Source organism: Klebsiella sp. ME-303 (assembly GCF_007910085.1).
Lineage (GTDB): Bacteria > Pseudomonadota > Gammaproteobacteria > Enterobacterales > Enterobacteriaceae > Klebsiella > Klebsiella michiganensis.
This window is the reverse complement of the sequence record NZ_VOJB01000094.1, coordinates 34,537-50,394: the sequence shown is the minus strand read 5'-3', so window position 1 is coordinate 50,394 and position 15,858 is coordinate 34,537. Positions and strand designations below refer to the sequence as shown.

The following is a 15,858-nucleotide window of genomic DNA, read 5'->3' as shown; positions in this document are numbered from 1 at the left end:
GAAGGAACCGTTCAGTGCTCGCTGGCAGCAGTGCGCAGAGGGCCTGACTTTCTCCCTCTCTTTTTGGAAGAGGGCCGGAGTGAGGAAACAGGGTTAGAAAATTTTCGAGAACTTATCGATGTTGCTCGCATCGTAGACGAACGGTTCGGCCATCGCGCCGCTACCGTCGGCGTCCAGCTTCACTTTGCCCAGCTTGCCCATATTGGCTTCGGTTTTGGTCGCCGTGCCTTTGACTAAATCGTCGGCCAGATACGTGGCGGCGTAGCCAAGGTCAATCGGGTTCCAGATGGCGAAGCTTTTGCTGGCGCCGGACTTAATCGCCCCCGCCATTTCCGACGGCAGCCCCAGCCCGGTGACGTAGACCTTGCCGATTTTGCCCTGATCTTTCACCGCCTGCGCGGCGGCCACGATCCCCACCGACGAAGGCGAAACAATCACTTTCAGGTCAGGGTATGACTTCAGCAGGCCCACCGCTTCGCGATAGCTTTTATCCGACAGATCGTCACCGTAGGCGACGGTCACCAGATTGACGGACGGATACTGCGGCAGCACCTTTTTCATCTCCTCAATCCAGATGTTCTGGTTGGTGGAGGTTGGGGTGGCGCTTAAAATCGCCACATCGCCTTTTTCCACGTTCAGCGCCTTCAGCGCATCGGCGGCGAGCTTAACGTTGGTTTCGCCAATCAGCGCGTTATTGGACGGGTTAAGATGGATCTGGCGGCCCGCCGGCGCGACGCCGGAGTCCCAGGAGACCACCTTAATGCCGCGCTGCATCGCTTTTTTCAGTACCGGCACCACGGCGTCGGGATCGTTAGCGGAAATGGCGATCGCATCCACCCCCTGGGCGATCAAACCATTCAGCACTTCGATCTGCGCTTCGGCGGTGGTGGTGGTCGGGCCGGTATAGATCACTTTGACATCGCCTAACTCTTTGGCCGCTTCCTGCGCGCCGACGTTCGCTGCTTCGAAGAATCCATTTCCCAATGATTTCGCCACGAGGGCGATTTTGACTTCGGCTAAAGCGGAACCGGACAACGCCAGGATGGCAACGGTGAGGATCAAGCTTGTGTTTGTTTTCATTGCTTTTACTCCACATGAGTTAGTTTGTAGGGTTTGCAGGTGATTTTTTCGCCCCGTCTCGGTGAGCGGGGCGCGATGTTGTTATGGATAAAGGTCTAACGCGGACTGCAGGGGTTGAACGTTGAAGCGTTTGCCAAGGGCGACCAGCTCTTCGCGGGTGATGGTTTGTTTCATCCCGCCCATTGAGTAAACTTTCACCAGCACCTCGGCGGATTTCTCAGCGGTATCGATCAGGCCGAAAGTTTCGTCCAGATTAGGGCCGCTGCCGAAAACGCCGTGGAACGGCCACAGCACCAGCGAATGTTTCTGCATCGCCTCGGCGGTGGCCTGGCCGATTTCGTCGGTGCCCGGCACCATCCACGGCAGGATCCCGACGCCGTCCGGGAAGACCACCAGGCATTCGGTACTCCCTTCCCACAGCTTGCGGGTAAACAGATCGCTGCTGTTCTCCAGCACGTAGGTCAGGGCGATCAGATTGGTGGCGTGGCAGTGCATGATCACCCGGTCTTTACCGTTGGTCAGCCGGATGCGCTCGCTGTGCGACAGGAAGTGCGCCGGCAGCTCGGATGTTGGCACCGCATCGTTGGTCAGGCCCCAAAGAATATGGTATCCCGCGCCGTCGCTGTCGACTTTCACCACCCCGAGGTTCGCCGCCGGGTCGAGCTGGACGTTACGGAAGAATTTACCGGAACCGGTGACGATAAACGGCTGGTTAGCCAGCGTCGGCATCGGCTGGCTCAGGGCGATATAGCGCGGTTTAGCGTGGAAATCCGCCGCGTAGGGTTCGATATCCGCTTCGTCGAGGCGCAGCGTCAGGTTGCCGCCGTTGCGCTCGTCCCAGCCTTTCAGCCAGGCGTCAGAAGTGGCTTTAATCATGCCCTGGACGAACCAGGCGTCGATAATGGTCTGCATAGTCTTGTCTTTCCTGTTGATTCGGCGCGGGGTTGGCCCCTCGCCCTGAATATGTGCGAGCCCCCGGATTGCGCCGTAAACGGCTTATCCGGGCTACCGGTTTGTAGCCCGGCCGCGACCCGGGGAACGTCCGGGCTTTACCCGCGCTGGCTCAGAACCGCATTCTCATAAGCGCGTACGTTATCCAGCCACTGGCTGCCTGCCGGCGTATCGTGACGCTGACAGTACATCTCCCAGATGGCCTGCCACGGCAGGCACTTCTGCTCTTCCAGCAGCGCCAGGCGGGCGGTGTAGTCGCCGTCGACTTCCAGCTGACGCAGCTGCCCGGTCGGTTCCAGCAGGGCGCGCAGCAGCGCTTTCTTCATATTGCGCGTGCCAATCACCCACGCCGCGATGCGGTTAATCGAAGCGTCGAAGAAATCGAGACCGATATGCACGCGGTCGAACAGATCGTGACGGATGATTTCGCTGGCGATGGCCTGGGTTTCGTCATCCAGCAGCACCACGTGGTCGCTGTCCCAGCGTACCGGACGGCTGACGTGCAGCAGCAGACGCGGGATATAGAGCATGGCGGCGGAGATTTTGTCGGAGATGACCTCCGTCGGGTGGAAGTGGCCGGCATCCAGGCACAGGGCGGTCTGGCGGCTGGTGGCGTAGCCCATATAGAACTCATTGGAGCCGACGGTGTAGCTTTCCGCGCCGATACCGAACAGTTTGCTCTCGACGGCATCAATGTGGTGCGCCGGGTCCAGCTTTTCGCTGATCACTTCATCGAGCGCGTTCAGCAGGCGCTGGCGCGGCGCGAAGCGGTCAACGGTAATATCCTTCATGCCGTCCGGGATCCAGATATTCATTACCGACGGCGTGCCCAGCTGCTCGCCGAAGTAAGCGGAAATACGGCGGCTGGCCTTGCAGTGATCGATCCAGAACTGGCGGATTTCATCGTTGGCGTGCGACAGCGTAAAGCCGTCAGCGCTTAGCGGATGCGAGAAGCAGGAGGGGTTAAAATCGAGCCCCAGCTTGTTGGCTTTCGCCCACTCAACCCAGTTTTTAAAGTGCTCCGGCTTAATTTCATTGCGCGGCACCGGCGCGTCGGATTCGAGATAGAGCGCGTGCAGGTTCAGGCGTTTTGGCCCGGGGATCAGGCTCAGCGCCTGCTCAAGGTCGGCGCGCAGCTCGCTGGCGTTACGCGCTTTACCCGGGTAGTTGCCGGTGGCCTGAATACCGCCGGTCAGGCTTCCTTCCGGGTTTTCGAAACCGACGACGTCATCGCCCTGCCAGCAATGCATGGAAACGGGCAGGCGATCCAGCTGGCGCAAGGCCTCCTCGACGTCCACGCCGACGCTGGCGTAGCGCTGTTTGGCAATTTCCCAGGCTTGTTCAAGTTGAGTGGTCATGCGCAAAGCTCCTTGGTCTGTTGTGGCTGAAACTGCGCGACGAAGCGGGCAATTTCACTTTCAGGATTGGGGGTAAAGGTGGTGAGGGCGTAGTTTTGCCGCACCACCTGACGGAATTCATCGACGTTGTGCAGCTCGTCCAGGGTCATCAGCTGAATGCCGATATTGCCCAGGGTGGAGGCCTCAATCGGGCCGGCGACCACGGTGATGCCGCAGGCGTCGGCGCACAGCTGGTTGAGCAGTTCGTTCTGGCAGCCGCCGCCGACAATATGCAGCTGGCTGAACGGCTGACCGCGCAGCGCCGCCAGCTCGTTGAGCACCCGGGCATAGAGCAGCGCCAGGCTGTCAAAAATACAGCGCGCCAGCTCGGCGTCGGTATCGGGAACCGGCTGCCCGGCTTCGCGGCAGGCGGCCTGGATTTCCGCGCTCATGTTGTCCGGGTTGATAAAGCGGTCATCGTTGCAGTCGATGACGAAGCGGCAGGCCGGAAGCGCAGCGGTACGCGCGATCAGCGCTGGCAGGTCGCCGACGTTTTGCTCCTTGAGCACCCGCTGCAGCAGCCACAGGCCCATAATATTTTTCAGCACCCGATAGCGGCCTTCGGCACCGCCTTCGTTGGTGATATTGGCCCTTAGCGCCGCATCGCTGGTGCAGGGGGTTTTGCTTTCAAAGCCCATCAGCGACCAGGTGCCGGAAGAGAGATACGCGGCGTTTTTGCTGGCCAGCGGCGAGGCGATAACCGCGCTGGCGGTATCGTGGCTGGCGACGGCGACCACCGGGATGTTATTGCCCTGCGGGCAAATCCAGTGGCCAATAACGTTGCCGGGATGGGTCGGCGTTCCGAACCATTCGCGCGGCGCGCCGCTCCAGTTCAGCAGATCTTCGTCCCAGCTATCGCTGTTGATGTTGACCAGCTGCGTGGTAGTGGCGTTGGTGTATTCCCAGTTCATGTTACCGGTCAGGCGGAAGCTAAAGTAGTCCGGGATCAGCAGCGCGTGCGCGGCCTGGCTGACCAGCTCCGGCTGCTGTTCAACCAGCGCGCGCAGCTGATAAAGGGTATTAAACGGCAGAAACTGAATACCGCTGCGGCGATAGATCTCCGCCCGGCCCAGCTGCTCTTCGGCATGGCGCATCAGGCCCTGGGTGCGGGAGTCGCGATAGGAAACCGGCAGGCCGACGCGCTGACCCGCTTTATCCAGCAGGACATAATCCACGCCCCAGGTATCGATGCCGATGCTGTCGATCAGGATGCCCTGTTCGCAGACCTTCTCCAGACCGCGGCGAATTTCCCCTTCCAGGCTATCGAGATCCCAGCAGTCGAAGCCATCCACCTTTTGCAGGCTATTGGTAAAACGGTGAATTTCACGCAGCGCCAGCGTTTGCTGGCCGGGCTGATAACCGGCGAGCATCACCCGCCCGCTGGAGGCGCCTAAATCGACGGCGACACAATGACGAAAACTCATGGGAAGATCCTTGTGAAAATCATTGCATACAGTCTAAAAAAGTCGCGTCGGGCTCACCTTCTTGTTACTGACAGGGAAAATTGGCCTCTGGCAAGAAAGCAAAGGTGACCGTGAGGGAGGTCACAGTTTCGTTTTCTCCGCGCTGGGGTGAGGGATGTGATGTTGTCCGCAGTTCCCGATCTTTCCCGTCATTTCTTGAAAAAGCGGCAGGCTTTACGAATTTTGCGGTCAAAAATTGAAGGCCGGATCGCCGACCCTTAATTACTATTTGCTCCACTGATTGATAACTTTTCTCATCTCGAGGAGCGGCTATGACTATGTTGCACAGTGTGGATTTCTTTAAGTCCGGCGTTTCAGCTGTCGCCATTGAGCCGCGGCTCCCGCAATCCGCTTTTCCTGAGCATCACCATGATTTTCATGAGATTGTTATTGTGGAGCACGGCACCGGGATTCACGTTTTCAACGGCCAGCCCTACACCATCAGCGGCGGCTCGGTCTGCTTTATTCGCGATCACGATCGCCATCTCTACGAGCACACGGATAATTTATGCCTGACTAACGTGCTCTATCGCGCGCCGGACGCGTTTCGCTTTTTGTCCGGCCTGAACGCGCTGTTGCCGCAGGAGCAGGAAGGGAACTACCTCTCGCACTGGCGGGTGAATCAGAATGCGTTGCAGCAGGTGCGCCAGATTGTGGAGCAGATGGAGAACGTTGGCGCGGATGCGGATATGCACGCCATCGCCAGCCGCGAGATTTTATTTATGCAGCTGCTGGTGCACCTGCGTAAAAGCAGCCTCGCCGAAGGGGCCGCCAACAACGACGCGCGGCTCAACCATTTGATGGCCTGGCTGGAAGACCATTTTGCCGAAGATATCTGCTGGGAAGAGGTGGCGGCGCGCTTTTCGCTCTCCTTGCGAACCCTGCATCGTCAGTTAAAACAGCAAACCGGGCTGACGCCGCAGCGCTATCTGAATCGGGTGCGGTTGATGAAAGCGCGCCATCTGCTGCGCCATAGCGATGATAGCGTGACCGATATCGCCTATCGCTGCGGATTCGGCGACAGTAACCACTTTTCGACGCTTTTCCGCCGCGAATTTGACTGGTCTCCGCGCGATATTCGCCAGGGGCGCGACGCCATTCTTCAGTAACGGGAGAGCAGTCAACGTTTTGACAGACATAAACGCGAATAATGAAACGTTATTCACGTCCGGAGTTGATGTCGTGGCAGGTCAGCTGATTCTTCGCAAAGATGAATTTTTTGCCTCTCCCGCTCAGGCGGTGGCGGTGGCGGATCGCTATCCGCAAAACGTCTTCGCCGAGCACACCCATGAGTTCTGCGAACTGGTGCTGGTGTGGCGGGGTAACGGCCTGCACGTCCTGAACGATCGCCCGTGGCGCATTACCCGCGGCGATCTGTTCTATATCCGCGCGGAAGATAAACACTCCTACGCCTCGGTGAACGATCTCGTCCTGCAAAACGTCATTTATTGCCCGGACCGGCTGCGGCTTAACTTTGACTGGGCGGCGCACATTCCCGGCCTGTTTGGCACCCCGTGGGTTCCGCACTGGCGGATTGGCAGCAGCGGCATGGCCCAGGTCAGGCAGGTGATTACCCAGCTGGAGCATGAAAGCAGCCGCAGCGATGCGCAGGCCAATAATATGGCCGAACTGCTGTTTGCGCAGCTGGCGCTTATACTTCAGCGCTATCGCTACGCCACCGATAATCTGGCGGCGACCCAAAGCGAAGCGCTGCTCGATAAGCTGCTCACCGAGCTGGCGGGCAGCCTCAATCGTCCTTTCTTTCTTGACCGTTTTTGCGAGCGCGAAGGGTGCAGCGAACGCGCGCTGCGCCAGCAGTTTCGTCAGCAGACGGGGATGACCATCAACCACTACCTGCGCCAGCTGCGCATCTGTCACGCGCAGTATCTGCTGCAGCATACCGAACGGCTGATTGGCGAAGTGGCGATGCAGTGCGGGTTTGAAGACAGCAACTACTTTTCGGTGGTGTTTAACCGCGAGATAGGCATGACGCCGGGGCAGTGGCGGCAGCGCAGTCGCACCGCCGCCTGACGACGCTAGTTCGCCATTCCCAGACCAACGATATTGGCGGCGATAATAATTACCACGCAGCCGAGGCTGAGGACGCCCACCGGACGACGACCGGCGTTGTTCCACTCTTTCAGTATCAGACCCACCAGGCCGCCGCACAGCACGTAGAAGCTCATATGCAGCATCCAGCTCATGTAGTCGTACTGCGCCGGAATGCTGGCGTGGCCCCAGGCGTAGAAAAAGAACTGCAGATACCACATCAGGCCGCCTAACGCCGAAAGCAGGATATTGCTGATGATGAGCGGTTTTGCCAGCGAGAAGTCGGCTTTTATCGACAGGTTTTTTACTTTTGCCAGACGGATAAAGCAGAAGCCGAGGTTGACCAGCGCGCCGCCGCCCATGATCACCACATAGCTTGGCAGCGCGGTGTAGAGCGGATCAACGCCGAGCGCGGCGGCGGCTTCATGCATCGGCTTGGCGGCGTTCATGGCGAACGACATACCGGCCGAGAAGATGCCGCACATCACCGCCAGCAGCAGCCCCTTTTTCAGGTTGAAGTCTTCGGCTTTGATGCCCATTTTGCGCTCTTTCAGCTGGCCTGCGCGGGTGACGATACCCACGCCAATCACCGCGACCAGCACGCCGAGCAGCGTCATCTGGCCGCCTTTAGTGTTAATGAGAACATCAAACTGACCGTTAAGAATCGGCGTCATTAACGTGCCGACAATCAGCGTGATACCAATGGCGATGCCGATCCCCATCGACATCCCCAGGTAACGCATCGTCAGGCCGTAGTTGATATTACCGATACCCCACATGGCGCCGAACAGGAAAACGGGCAGCAGAGTGGAGGCGTTAAAAGAGCCGTAATAGGCCCAGAAATCGGGCAGCAGCATGGCGCTGATGGCCCAGGGGAGGATCAGCCAGGAGACAATACCGCCGATAGACCACATGGTTTCCCAGGACCAATGTTTAACTTTCTTGAACGGGGCATAGAAACAGGCTGCACTGGCCGCACCTATCAAATGCCAAAAAATACCCATCGTAATCGCGTGATTCATTGATTTTATCCTCATCTATTTTTTATCGGATAAATCTTCTTCCGACCCGATGAGTGTAAAAATCGGTCAGTTTTTCCGCCTTTAAGCTGTTGCCACCCGAAGCCTGAACCTGGCAACCAAAAACTTAATTAGTTGTTCTGTATCACAAAACGACATCTATTACCCGTTGTTATAACCTTATTAAAAATACGGCATTGATAAGCGTTTTCAATATCATTTAATTAACTATAATGAACCAACTGCTTACGCGGCATTAACACTTTCCGCCGCTCGACAATAATGGAGATGATTATGAGTTATACACTGCCTGCCCTGCCGTACGCTTATGACGCCCTGGAACCGCATTTTGACAAGCAGACGATGGAAATCCATCACACTAAACACCACCAGACCTACGTAAATAACGCTAACGCAGCGCTGGAAAGCCTGCCTGAATTCGCGAGCCTGTCCGCAGAAGAGCTGATTACCAAACTGGATCAGCTGCCGGCAGACAAAAAAACCGTGTTGCGTAACAACGCAGGCGGCCACGCTAACCACAGCCTGTTCTGGAAAGGCCTGAAAACCGGTACCACCCTGCAGGGCGACCTGAAAGCGGCTATCGAGCGTGATTTCGGTTCCGTTGACAACTTCAAAGCGGAATTTGAAAAAGCGGCGGCGACCCGTTTCGGCTCCGGCTGGGCGTGGCTGGTGCTGAAAGGCGACAAGCTGGCGGTGGTTTCTACCGCTAACCAGGACTCCCCGCTGATGGGCGAAGCGATCTCCGGCGCTTCCGGCTTCCCGATTATCGGCCTGGACGTGTGGGAACACGCTTACTACCTGAAATTCCAGAACCGCCGCCCGGACTACATCAAAGCGTTCTGGGACGTGGTGAACTGGGACGAAGCCGCAGCGCGTTTTGCCGCCAAAAAATAAGGTTGCATTGTGCTGAGCGAGAAGCGAGTCTGATGACTCGCTTTTTTTATATCCGCAGCAAAGGAGCAGCGATGCACTATCCGGTGAATGTCTTTGTGGGCAAGGTAAGGGATTATGACGGCAGCCGTCCAAGCGCCATCGGTAAAATTCAGGTCGATGGTGAACTGACCCTTGGCGATTTGGGGCTGGAGGGCGATGAGCAGGCGGAGAAGAAAATTCACGGCGGGCCGGACCGCGCGCTGTGCCACTATCCCCGTGAACACTACGCCCACTGGGCCCGTGAGCTTCCGCAGCAGGCGGATCTTTTCTGCGCCCCGGCGTTTGGCGAAAATCTCTCGACCGAAGGGCTGACCGAAAAAAACGTCTACATTGGCGATATCTTCCGCTGGGGAGAGGCGCTGATTCAGGTCACCCAGCCGCGATCGCCATGCTTCAAGCTCAACTATCACTTTGCCGTCAGCGATATGGCGCAGCTTATGCAAAACAGCGGCAAAACCGGCTGGCTGTATCGGGTGGTGGCGGGCGGGCAGGTGTCCAGCGATGCGCCGCTGGCGCTGGTTTCCCGGCTCAGCGACGTGAGCGTTCACGAAGCGGGCGCCATCGCCTGGCAGATGCCGTTTGATGATGAGCAGTACCACCGTCTGCTCTCCGCGGCGGGGCTGTCGGTAAGCTGGAGCCGTACCATGCAGAAACGGCGCCTGAGCGGGAAGATCGAAAATAATTCGCGGAGATTGTGGGGGAAATAGCGCTTCCGTGCGCGTTCCCGGATGGCGGCGCGTTGCGCCTTACCCGGGCTACCCGTTTTGAACCCGGCCCGGTGAAGCCAGGCCGGGAAGATCAGGTGCGCTTGTACAGCGGCAGCCAGAGGGTTAAGCGCAGGCCGCCCAGCGGGCTGTCGTCGGCCTTCACCCAACCGCGATGCTGTTGAATCGCCGCCTCGACAATCGCCAGCCCCAGGCCGGTACCGCCAGACTCGCGGTCGCGCGCCTCATCGGTACGGTAGAACGGGCGGAAAATCTGCTCGCGATCCTCCGGACTCACGCCCGGGCCGTCATCATCGACGTTCACCGTGATGCCGTCTTTATCCACTGAGAAGCTTACCGAAATTTTAGTATGCGAGTAGCGCAGCGCGTTACGCACGATATTCTCCAGCGCGCTTTCCAGCGCATTGGGGTTACCGTACAGAGGCCACGGCCCCGGCGGATACTCGACGGTGAACGATTTCCCCATCTGTTCGGCTTCAAAGGCGGCGTTATCCAGCACCTCGCCCCACAGCTGGTTGGCTTTCACCGTTTCGCTCACCAGCGCGGTTTTCGCCTGATTGCGCGACATCACCAGCAGGTCGTTGATCATGCTATCCAGCCGGTGCGCTTCCATCTCAATCCGCTCCAGCTCTTTGCTTTCCCCGCTGCGGCGGCGCAGCAATGCGGTGCCTAACTGCAGGCGGGTCAGCGGCGTGCGCAGTTCGTGCGAGATATCGGACAGCAGACGATGCTGGCTGGACATCATGCGCTCCAGCGCGGTCACCATCTGGTTAAAACTGGTCCCGGCGGCTAAAAACTCCTGCGGACCGGCTTCCAGTTCCGGATGCTGACGCAGGTTGCCCTGGGCGACTTCATCGGCGGCATTTTTGAGCTTACGCGCGGGTTTCGCCAGGCTCCACGCCAGCCATAGCAGCAGCGGGGCGCTGACTAACATCGTGACGATCAGCAGCAGTAGCGGCCGGTCGAACAGCAGATTGATGAAGTCTGATTGTGACGTATTGGCAGGACGAATCAGATAGAGCTGGTAGTTATCTTCTCCATCCCTGACGGAAAAAGGCCCGACCATTTCCAGACGACCATAGCGCTTTTTCTGCGGATGGTCGGCGTTATCCGCTTGGCCGATAAAGTTGCGGATAATCTGCATTTCGTTGCGTTCGGCACCGATAACGCGACCTTCGCTGGTGACCAGCAGCAAACGCTGGCCCGGCGGAGCCCACTTATCGATGGCGCGAAACAGACGACGCCACCACATCAGGTCGTTTGGCGGATCGTTCGCCAGTTCGGCCTCGACGTGCTGTTCAATCATGATGCCCTGACGTTGCTCGCTCTCCAGCAGCTCGGTCATCTGGCGCGAGTCCAGCTTAGGCAGCATCAGAACCAGCATCAACACCAGCGCCAGCGTGAGCCAGAAAATAGCGAAGATGCGTGCGGTTAAACTTCCAATCATGAAGCCGATACCATCAGATAGCCGCGTCCGCGCAGGGTTTTAAACCACGGATGGCCGTCTTTGCGCTCCGGCAGCTTGCGCCGCAGGTTGGAGATGTGCATATCGATCGCGCGATCGAATGGCGTCAGGCGTTTACCCAGCACTTCCTGGCTAAGATGCTCACGCGATACCACCTGGCCAAGATGCTGCGCCAGAAGATAGAGCAGGGTGAACTCGGTGCCGGTCAGCTCCAGGGTCAGACCATCGAAGCTGGCTTCCTGGCGGCCGGGGTTAAGGCTTAGCGCATCCACTTCCAGCGTCGGTGAACCGGCTTCGGTTGTCTGCTGCTGCTCGCTCCAGTGCGACCGGCGCAGAATCGCGCGTATACGCGCCACCAGCTCACGATCGTTGAACGGCTTAGGCAAATAATCGTCCGCGCCCAGCTCGAGGCCGAGAACGCGATCCAGCTCGCTCCCGCGGGCCGTTAGCATGATAACCGGGGTCTGGTATGTCTGACGCAACTCTTTGAGCGTGTCGATACCGTTTTTCTTCGGCATCATCACATCAAGCAAAAGTAAATCGATGCTGTCGTCCAGAAGGGCCAGCGCCTGTTCCCCATCATGGGCGACGAGCACATTAAAACCTTCCATATCGAGCAGCTCTTTTAACAGGGAGGTGAGCTCCCGGTCATCATCTACTAACAGGATTTTATTCATTGTTTAAATACCTCCGAGGCAGAAATTACGTCATCAAGGCTCGCTAATCCATGACTTTACGTTGTTTTACACCCCCTGACGCATGTTTGCAGCCTGCATCGTAAACTCTCTCTCGTTGAATCGCGACACAAACGTTTTGGGAGTATGTGATGCGCAATGTTATCGCTGCCGTCATGGCCTCAACGCTGGCGCTAAGTGCATATAGCCAAGCCGCTGAAGTCGTCACCAGCGTTAACTGGCTTCCCGGAGACGAAGGGGTCCAGCGCAGCAGCCAGAGCCATATGTTTGACGGCATAAGTTTAACTGAACACCAACGGCAACAGTTACGAGATCTTATGCAGCGGGCACGCCACGACAGGCCACCCGTTAATGTTAGCGAAATGGAGACAATGCATCGCCTTGTCACCGCAGAAAATTTTGATGAAAACGCTGTACGCGCTCAGGCAGATAAGATGGCGCAGGAACAGGTTGCCCGCCAGGTTGAAATGGCAAAAGTTCGCAACCAGATGTATCACCTGCTAACGCCAGAGCAGCAAGCGGTTTTAAACGCTAAGCACCAGCAACGAATGGATCAGTTGCGTGAGGTTGCACGGATGCAAAAAGGCTCAGCGATGATGCTTTCGAGTAGTAGCAATACCCTGCAACCCCAGTAACAACCCTGTTTTCCTTGCCATAGACACCATCCCTGTCTTCCCCCACATGATGTGGGGGTTTTTTTGCCCGTTATTCAGCGCCCTCCTGGCTCCCCGTCCCGGTAAAAGATCGGGTTATACTAAGCGCATCGCGAAGTAAGGAGCGTTTATGAATCAATCTTATGGGCAGCTGGTGAGCCGCGCGGCGATTGCGGCGACGGTGATGGCCTCTGCGTTACTTTTGATCAAGATTTTTGCATGGTGGTATACCGGGTCTGTGAGTATTCTGGCGGCGCTGGTTGATTCACTGGTGGATATCGCCGCCTCGTTGACCAACCTGCTGGTGGTGCGTTATTCGCTGCAGCCTGCCGATGAAGAACATACCTTTGGCCATGGTAAAGCGGAATCGTTGGCCGCGCTGGCGCAAAGTATGTTTGTCTCCGGCTCGGCGCTGTTTCTGTTCTTGACCGGTATTGATCATCTCGTTCGTCCTGAGCCGATGAATGCGGCGGGCGTAGGGATGGTGGTGACGCTGATTGCGCTGGTCAGCACGCTGCTGCTGGTCACGTTCCAGCGCTGGGTCGTAAGAAAAACACAAAGTCAGGCGGTACGGGCGGATATGCTTCATTATCAGTCTGATGTTATGATGAACGGCGCAATTCTGGTGGCGCTGGCCCTCTCCTGGTACGGCTGGCACCGTGCTGATGCGCTGTTTGCATTAGGTATAGGCGTCTATATTTTATATAGTGCGCTGCGCATGGCTTATGACGCCGTTCAGTCGTTGTTAGACCGTGCGCTTCCTGATGAGGAACGCCAGGAAATTATCAATATCGTGACCGCGTGGCCAGGCGTCAGCGGGGCGCACGATCTACGAACGCGGCAGTCAGGGCCGACTCGCTTTATTCAGATTCATTTGGAAATGGAAGATAACCTCCCGCTGGTTCAGGCACACGTGATTGCCGACCAGGTGGAGCAGGCGCTGTTGCTCCGTTTTCCCGGGTCCGATGTCATTATCCACCAGGACCCCTGCTCTGTGGTGCCGTTAGGGCGGCAGGGTGTTTTATGATCTTTAGGTTATAGTCTGTAAACTCGATGTAAAAGTGTGGGGCGGATCGGCATTTTTTGTATAAATTACCGCCATTTGGTCTGACCTGAATCAATTCAGCCAGAAGCGTTTGATATACTATTGCAATTATCGTTGTGCACTCCTCGTGAGGGGCGCTTCAGGCAACAGGATTATTTTTTGCTTCCTAAGTTCAGAGGTAGTCATGATTAAGAAAATCGGTGTGTTGACAAGTGGCGGTGATGCCCCGGGCATGAACGCAGCAATTCGTGGCGTTGTGCGTGCGGCATTAACGGAAGGTCTGGAAGTTTTTGGAATCTATGACGGTTACCTCGGCCTGTATGAAGATCGTATGGTTCAGCTCGACCGCTACAGCGTTTCCGACATGATCAACCGCGGCGGCACCTTCCTGGGGTCGGCGCGTTTTCCAGAATTCCGCGAAGAACATATTCGCGCCGTCGCGATTGAAAATATGAGAAAGCGCGGCCTGGATGCGCTGGTGGTTATCGGTGGTGACGGTTCCTATATGGGCGCCGTGCGTCTGACTGAGATGGGCTTCCCTTGCATCGGTCTGCCGGGCACCATCGACAACGATATTAAAGGCACCGACTATACCATTGGCTTCTTTACCGCATTGAGCACCGTGGTAGAGGCCATTGACCGCCTGCGTGACACCTCTTCCTCCCACCAGCGTATTTCCGTTGTTGAAGTAATGGGCCGCTACTGCGGCGATCTGACCCTGGCGGCAGCTATCTCCGGCGGCTGTGAGTTCATCATGGTGCCTGAGGTTGAATACACGCGCGACGACCTGGTTTCAGAAATTAAGGCGGGTATCGCGAAAGGCAAAAAACACGCGATTGTGGCGATCACCGAGCATATGTGCGACGTCGACGAGCTGGCTCACTACATCGAGAAAGAGACCGGCCGTGAAACGCGTGCCACCGTACTGGGCCACATTCAGCGCGGCGGCTCTCCGGTTCCTTATGACCGTATTCTGGCATCCCGCATGGGCGCGTACGCGATTGACCTGCTGCTGCAGGGCTTCGGCGGCCGCTGCGTTGGTATTCAGAACGAGAAGCTGGTTCACCACGACATTATCGACGCTATCGAAAACATGAAGCGTCCGTTCAAAAGCGACTGGCTGGATTGCGCTAAGAAGCTGTACTAAGCCTCCGGCGGAAATAAAAAGGCCTTCTCAGAGAGAAGGCCTTTTTTATGGGCGGGACGCTACTCGATATCCAGGGCATCCTCGGAGAGGATAATCCCGGTATTATCGGCGTAGAGATGGTCGCCGGAAAAGAAGGTGACGCCGCCGAAGTTGACGCGCACGTCGCTTTCGCCGATACCTTCACCTGCGGCCCCGACGGGGATAGCCGCCAGCGCCTGGATGCCGATATCCAGCTCTTCCAGATCGTCAACCTGACGCACCGCGCCATAGACGACCAGCCCTTCCCACTCGTTTTGTACTGCCAGACGCGCCAGGTCAGCGTCAATCAATGCGCGTCGAACGGAACCACCGCCGTCAACCAACAGGACATGGCCACGGCCGTTCTGTTCGAGCATATCGTAGAGCAACCCGTTATCCTCGAAACATTTTACCGTGATGATTTGTCCACCAAACGACGAGCGCCCCCCAAAGTTGGAGAACAGAGGTTCCACGACGTTGACATCCTCCTGGTAGATGTCACAAAGCTCGGAAGTATCGTATTTCATAGGCTTAACGTTCAGTTGCTGCGAGAATTTTCAGTATATCGCGTGAATCGTACTGTTGGCAAAATCATCAATTGTTAATTGATATTTGTCAGTTAACCCACAAGCCGGCTGCAAATAATTCCGATAACAAACAGCAGGTTGGTCAGCAGCGCCCCTTTAACCGTTCTTTCGAGCATTGGACGCATGGCGACAGGGTCGCGTTCGCGCATCACATAACGCGCCTGTTTGACCAGCAGCGGCGTTGCCAGCAGGAACAGCCAACCCCACGGATTATGCAGCGAGAGAAGGTTAAACAGCGCCAGGCACAGCGGCGCGCCAAACAGCAGGCAGGCGTGGTAGCGGCGAGCGTTAACCGGCCCCAGGCGCACGGCGAGGGTGTTTTTACCGTTTTCACGATCGCTGTCGATATCACGCAGGTTGTTAATATTCAGCACCGCCGTTGCCAGCAGGCCGCAGGCGGTGGCGGGTAAGAAAATAACCGCTTCAACGCTGTGCGCCTGGAGGTACCAGCTCCCGACGACGCTAAGCCAGCCGAAGAACACCAGCACGGAGATATCGCCAAGGCCGATGTAGCCGTAAGGACGAGTGCCGACGGTGTAGGTAATGGCGGCCACGATCGATAGCCCGCCAAGCACCATAAAACCGATAAAATCGGCCATGGTCTGCCAGG

16 protein-coding genes are annotated in these 15,858 nt (G+C 57.1%); 7 read left to right on the top strand and 9 right to left on the bottom strand.

Going from position 1 to position 15,858, the window contains the following annotated elements:
• Positions 1–93: 93 nt before the first annotated feature.
• The 4 genes from rhaS (FQK12_RS22710) to rhaB all read right to left on the bottom strand — a co-directional run bounded on the left by rhaS (FQK12_RS22710) (position 94) and on the right by rhaB (position 4,852).
• A complete protein-coding gene (gene rhaS / locus FQK12_RS22710; protein ID WP_004127197.1) occupies positions 94–1,080 on the bottom strand; it encodes a rhamnose ABC transporter substrate-binding protein in 987 nt (328 codons plus the stop codon).
• An 81-nt stretch (positions 1,081–1,161) separates the two neighbouring features.
• Complete coding sequence (gene rhaD / locus FQK12_RS22705) at positions 1,162–1,992, bottom strand: rhamnulose-1-phosphate aldolase (protein WP_014227419.1); 831 nt, start codon at positions 1,990–1,992, stop codon at positions 1,162–1,164.
• A 137-nt stretch (positions 1,993–2,129) separates the two neighbouring features.
• A complete protein-coding gene (gene rhaA / locus FQK12_RS22700; RefSeq protein ID WP_014227420.1) occupies positions 2,130–3,389 on the bottom strand; it encodes an L-rhamnose isomerase in 1,260 nt (419 codons plus the stop codon).
• Positions 3,386–4,852, bottom strand: a complete 1,467-nt coding sequence (gene rhaB, locus FQK12_RS22695; protein WP_014227421.1) for a rhamnulokinase — start codon at positions 4,850–4,852, stop codon at positions 3,386–3,388. The genes rhaA and rhaB overlap by 4 nt, the downstream gene beginning before the upstream one ends.
• 311 nt (positions 4,853–5,163) lie before the next feature.
• On the opposite strand from rhaB, the gene rhaS (FQK12_RS22685) reads away from it, so the two are divergent.
• Together rhaS (FQK12_RS22685) and rhaR are read left to right on the top strand one after the other, a co-directional pair.
• Positions 5,164–6,000 (top strand): HTH-type transcriptional activator RhaS, encoded by an 837-nt coding sequence (gene rhaS / locus FQK12_RS22685; RefSeq protein WP_014227422.1) that lies wholly within the window; start codon positions 5,164–5,166, stop codon positions 5,998–6,000.
• 73 nt (positions 6,001–6,073) lie between these two features.
• Positions 6,074–6,922, top strand: a complete 849-nt coding sequence (gene rhaR / locus FQK12_RS22680) for an HTH-type transcriptional activator RhaR (protein ID WP_004127212.1) — start codon at positions 6,074–6,076, stop codon at positions 6,920–6,922.
• Between the two features lie 5 nt (positions 6,923–6,927).
• Here rhaR and rhaT read toward each other — a convergent pair whose 3' ends face one another.
• Entirely contained in the window at positions 6,928–7,962 is a 1,035-nt protein-coding gene (gene rhaT, locus FQK12_RS22675) for an L-rhamnose/proton symporter RhaT (protein WP_004107493.1), read from the bottom strand.
• A 291-nt stretch (positions 7,963–8,253) separates the two neighbouring features.
• Here rhaT and sodA point away from each other — a divergent pair, with 291 nt between their 5' ends.
• Both sodA and yiiM read left to right on the top strand, forming a co-directional pair.
• Complete coding sequence (gene sodA / locus FQK12_RS22670) at positions 8,254–8,874, top strand: superoxide dismutase [Mn] (protein ID WP_004127220.1); 621 nt, start codon at positions 8,254–8,256, stop codon at positions 8,872–8,874.
• Positions 8,875–8,945: 71 nt separating this feature from the next.
• Complete coding sequence (gene yiiM, locus FQK12_RS22665) at positions 8,946–9,620, top strand: 6-hydroxyaminopurine reductase (protein ID WP_014227423.1); 675 nt, start codon at positions 8,946–8,948, stop codon at positions 9,618–9,620.
• Positions 9,621–9,711: 91 nt separating this feature from the next.
• Here yiiM and cpxA read toward each other — a convergent pair whose 3' ends face one another.
• A complete protein-coding gene (gene cpxA / locus FQK12_RS22660) occupies positions 9,712–11,085 on the bottom strand; it encodes an envelope stress sensor histidine kinase CpxA (protein WP_004107505.1) in 1,374 nt (457 codons plus the stop codon).
• Entirely contained in the window at positions 11,082–11,780 is a 699-nt protein-coding gene (gene cpxR, locus FQK12_RS22655; RefSeq protein ID WP_014227424.1) for an envelope stress response regulator transcription factor CpxR, read from the bottom strand. The genes cpxA and cpxR overlap by 4 nt, the downstream gene beginning before the upstream one ends.
• A 149-nt stretch (positions 11,781–11,929) precedes the next feature.
• Here cpxR and cpxP point away from each other — a divergent pair, with 149 nt between their 5' ends.
• The 3 genes from cpxP to pfkA all read left to right on the top strand — a co-directional run bounded on the left by cpxP (position 11,930) and on the right by pfkA (position 14,643).
• Positions 11,930–12,433: a cell-envelope stress modulator CpxP gene (gene cpxP / locus FQK12_RS22650; RefSeq protein ID WP_004855993.1), complete on the top strand. Its 504-nt coding sequence runs from the start codon at positions 11,930–11,932 to the stop codon at positions 12,431–12,433.
• A gap of 148 nt (positions 12,434–12,581) precedes the next feature.
• A complete protein-coding gene (gene fieF, locus FQK12_RS22645; protein WP_014227425.1) occupies positions 12,582–13,478 on the top strand; it encodes a CDF family cation-efflux transporter FieF in 897 nt (298 codons plus the stop codon).
• Between the two features lie 202 nt (positions 13,479–13,680).
• A complete protein-coding gene (gene pfkA / locus FQK12_RS22640) occupies positions 13,681–14,643 on the top strand; it encodes a 6-phosphofructokinase (protein WP_004127238.1) in 963 nt (320 codons plus the stop codon).
• Positions 14,644–14,702: 59 nt separating this feature from the next.
• Here the strand turns inward: pfkA and rraA are convergent, their stop codons facing one another.
• Both rraA and menA read right to left on the bottom strand, forming a co-directional pair.
• Entirely contained in the window at positions 14,703–15,188 is a 486-nt protein-coding gene (gene rraA / locus FQK12_RS22635) for a ribonuclease E activity regulator RraA (protein WP_004127241.1), read from the bottom strand.
• Between the two features lie 92 nt (positions 15,189–15,280).
• On the bottom strand, positions 15,281–15,858 hold a 578-nt coding region (gene menA, locus FQK12_RS27760; protein ID WP_261393147.1), incomplete at its 5' end, for a 1,4-dihydroxy-2-naphthoate octaprenyltransferase.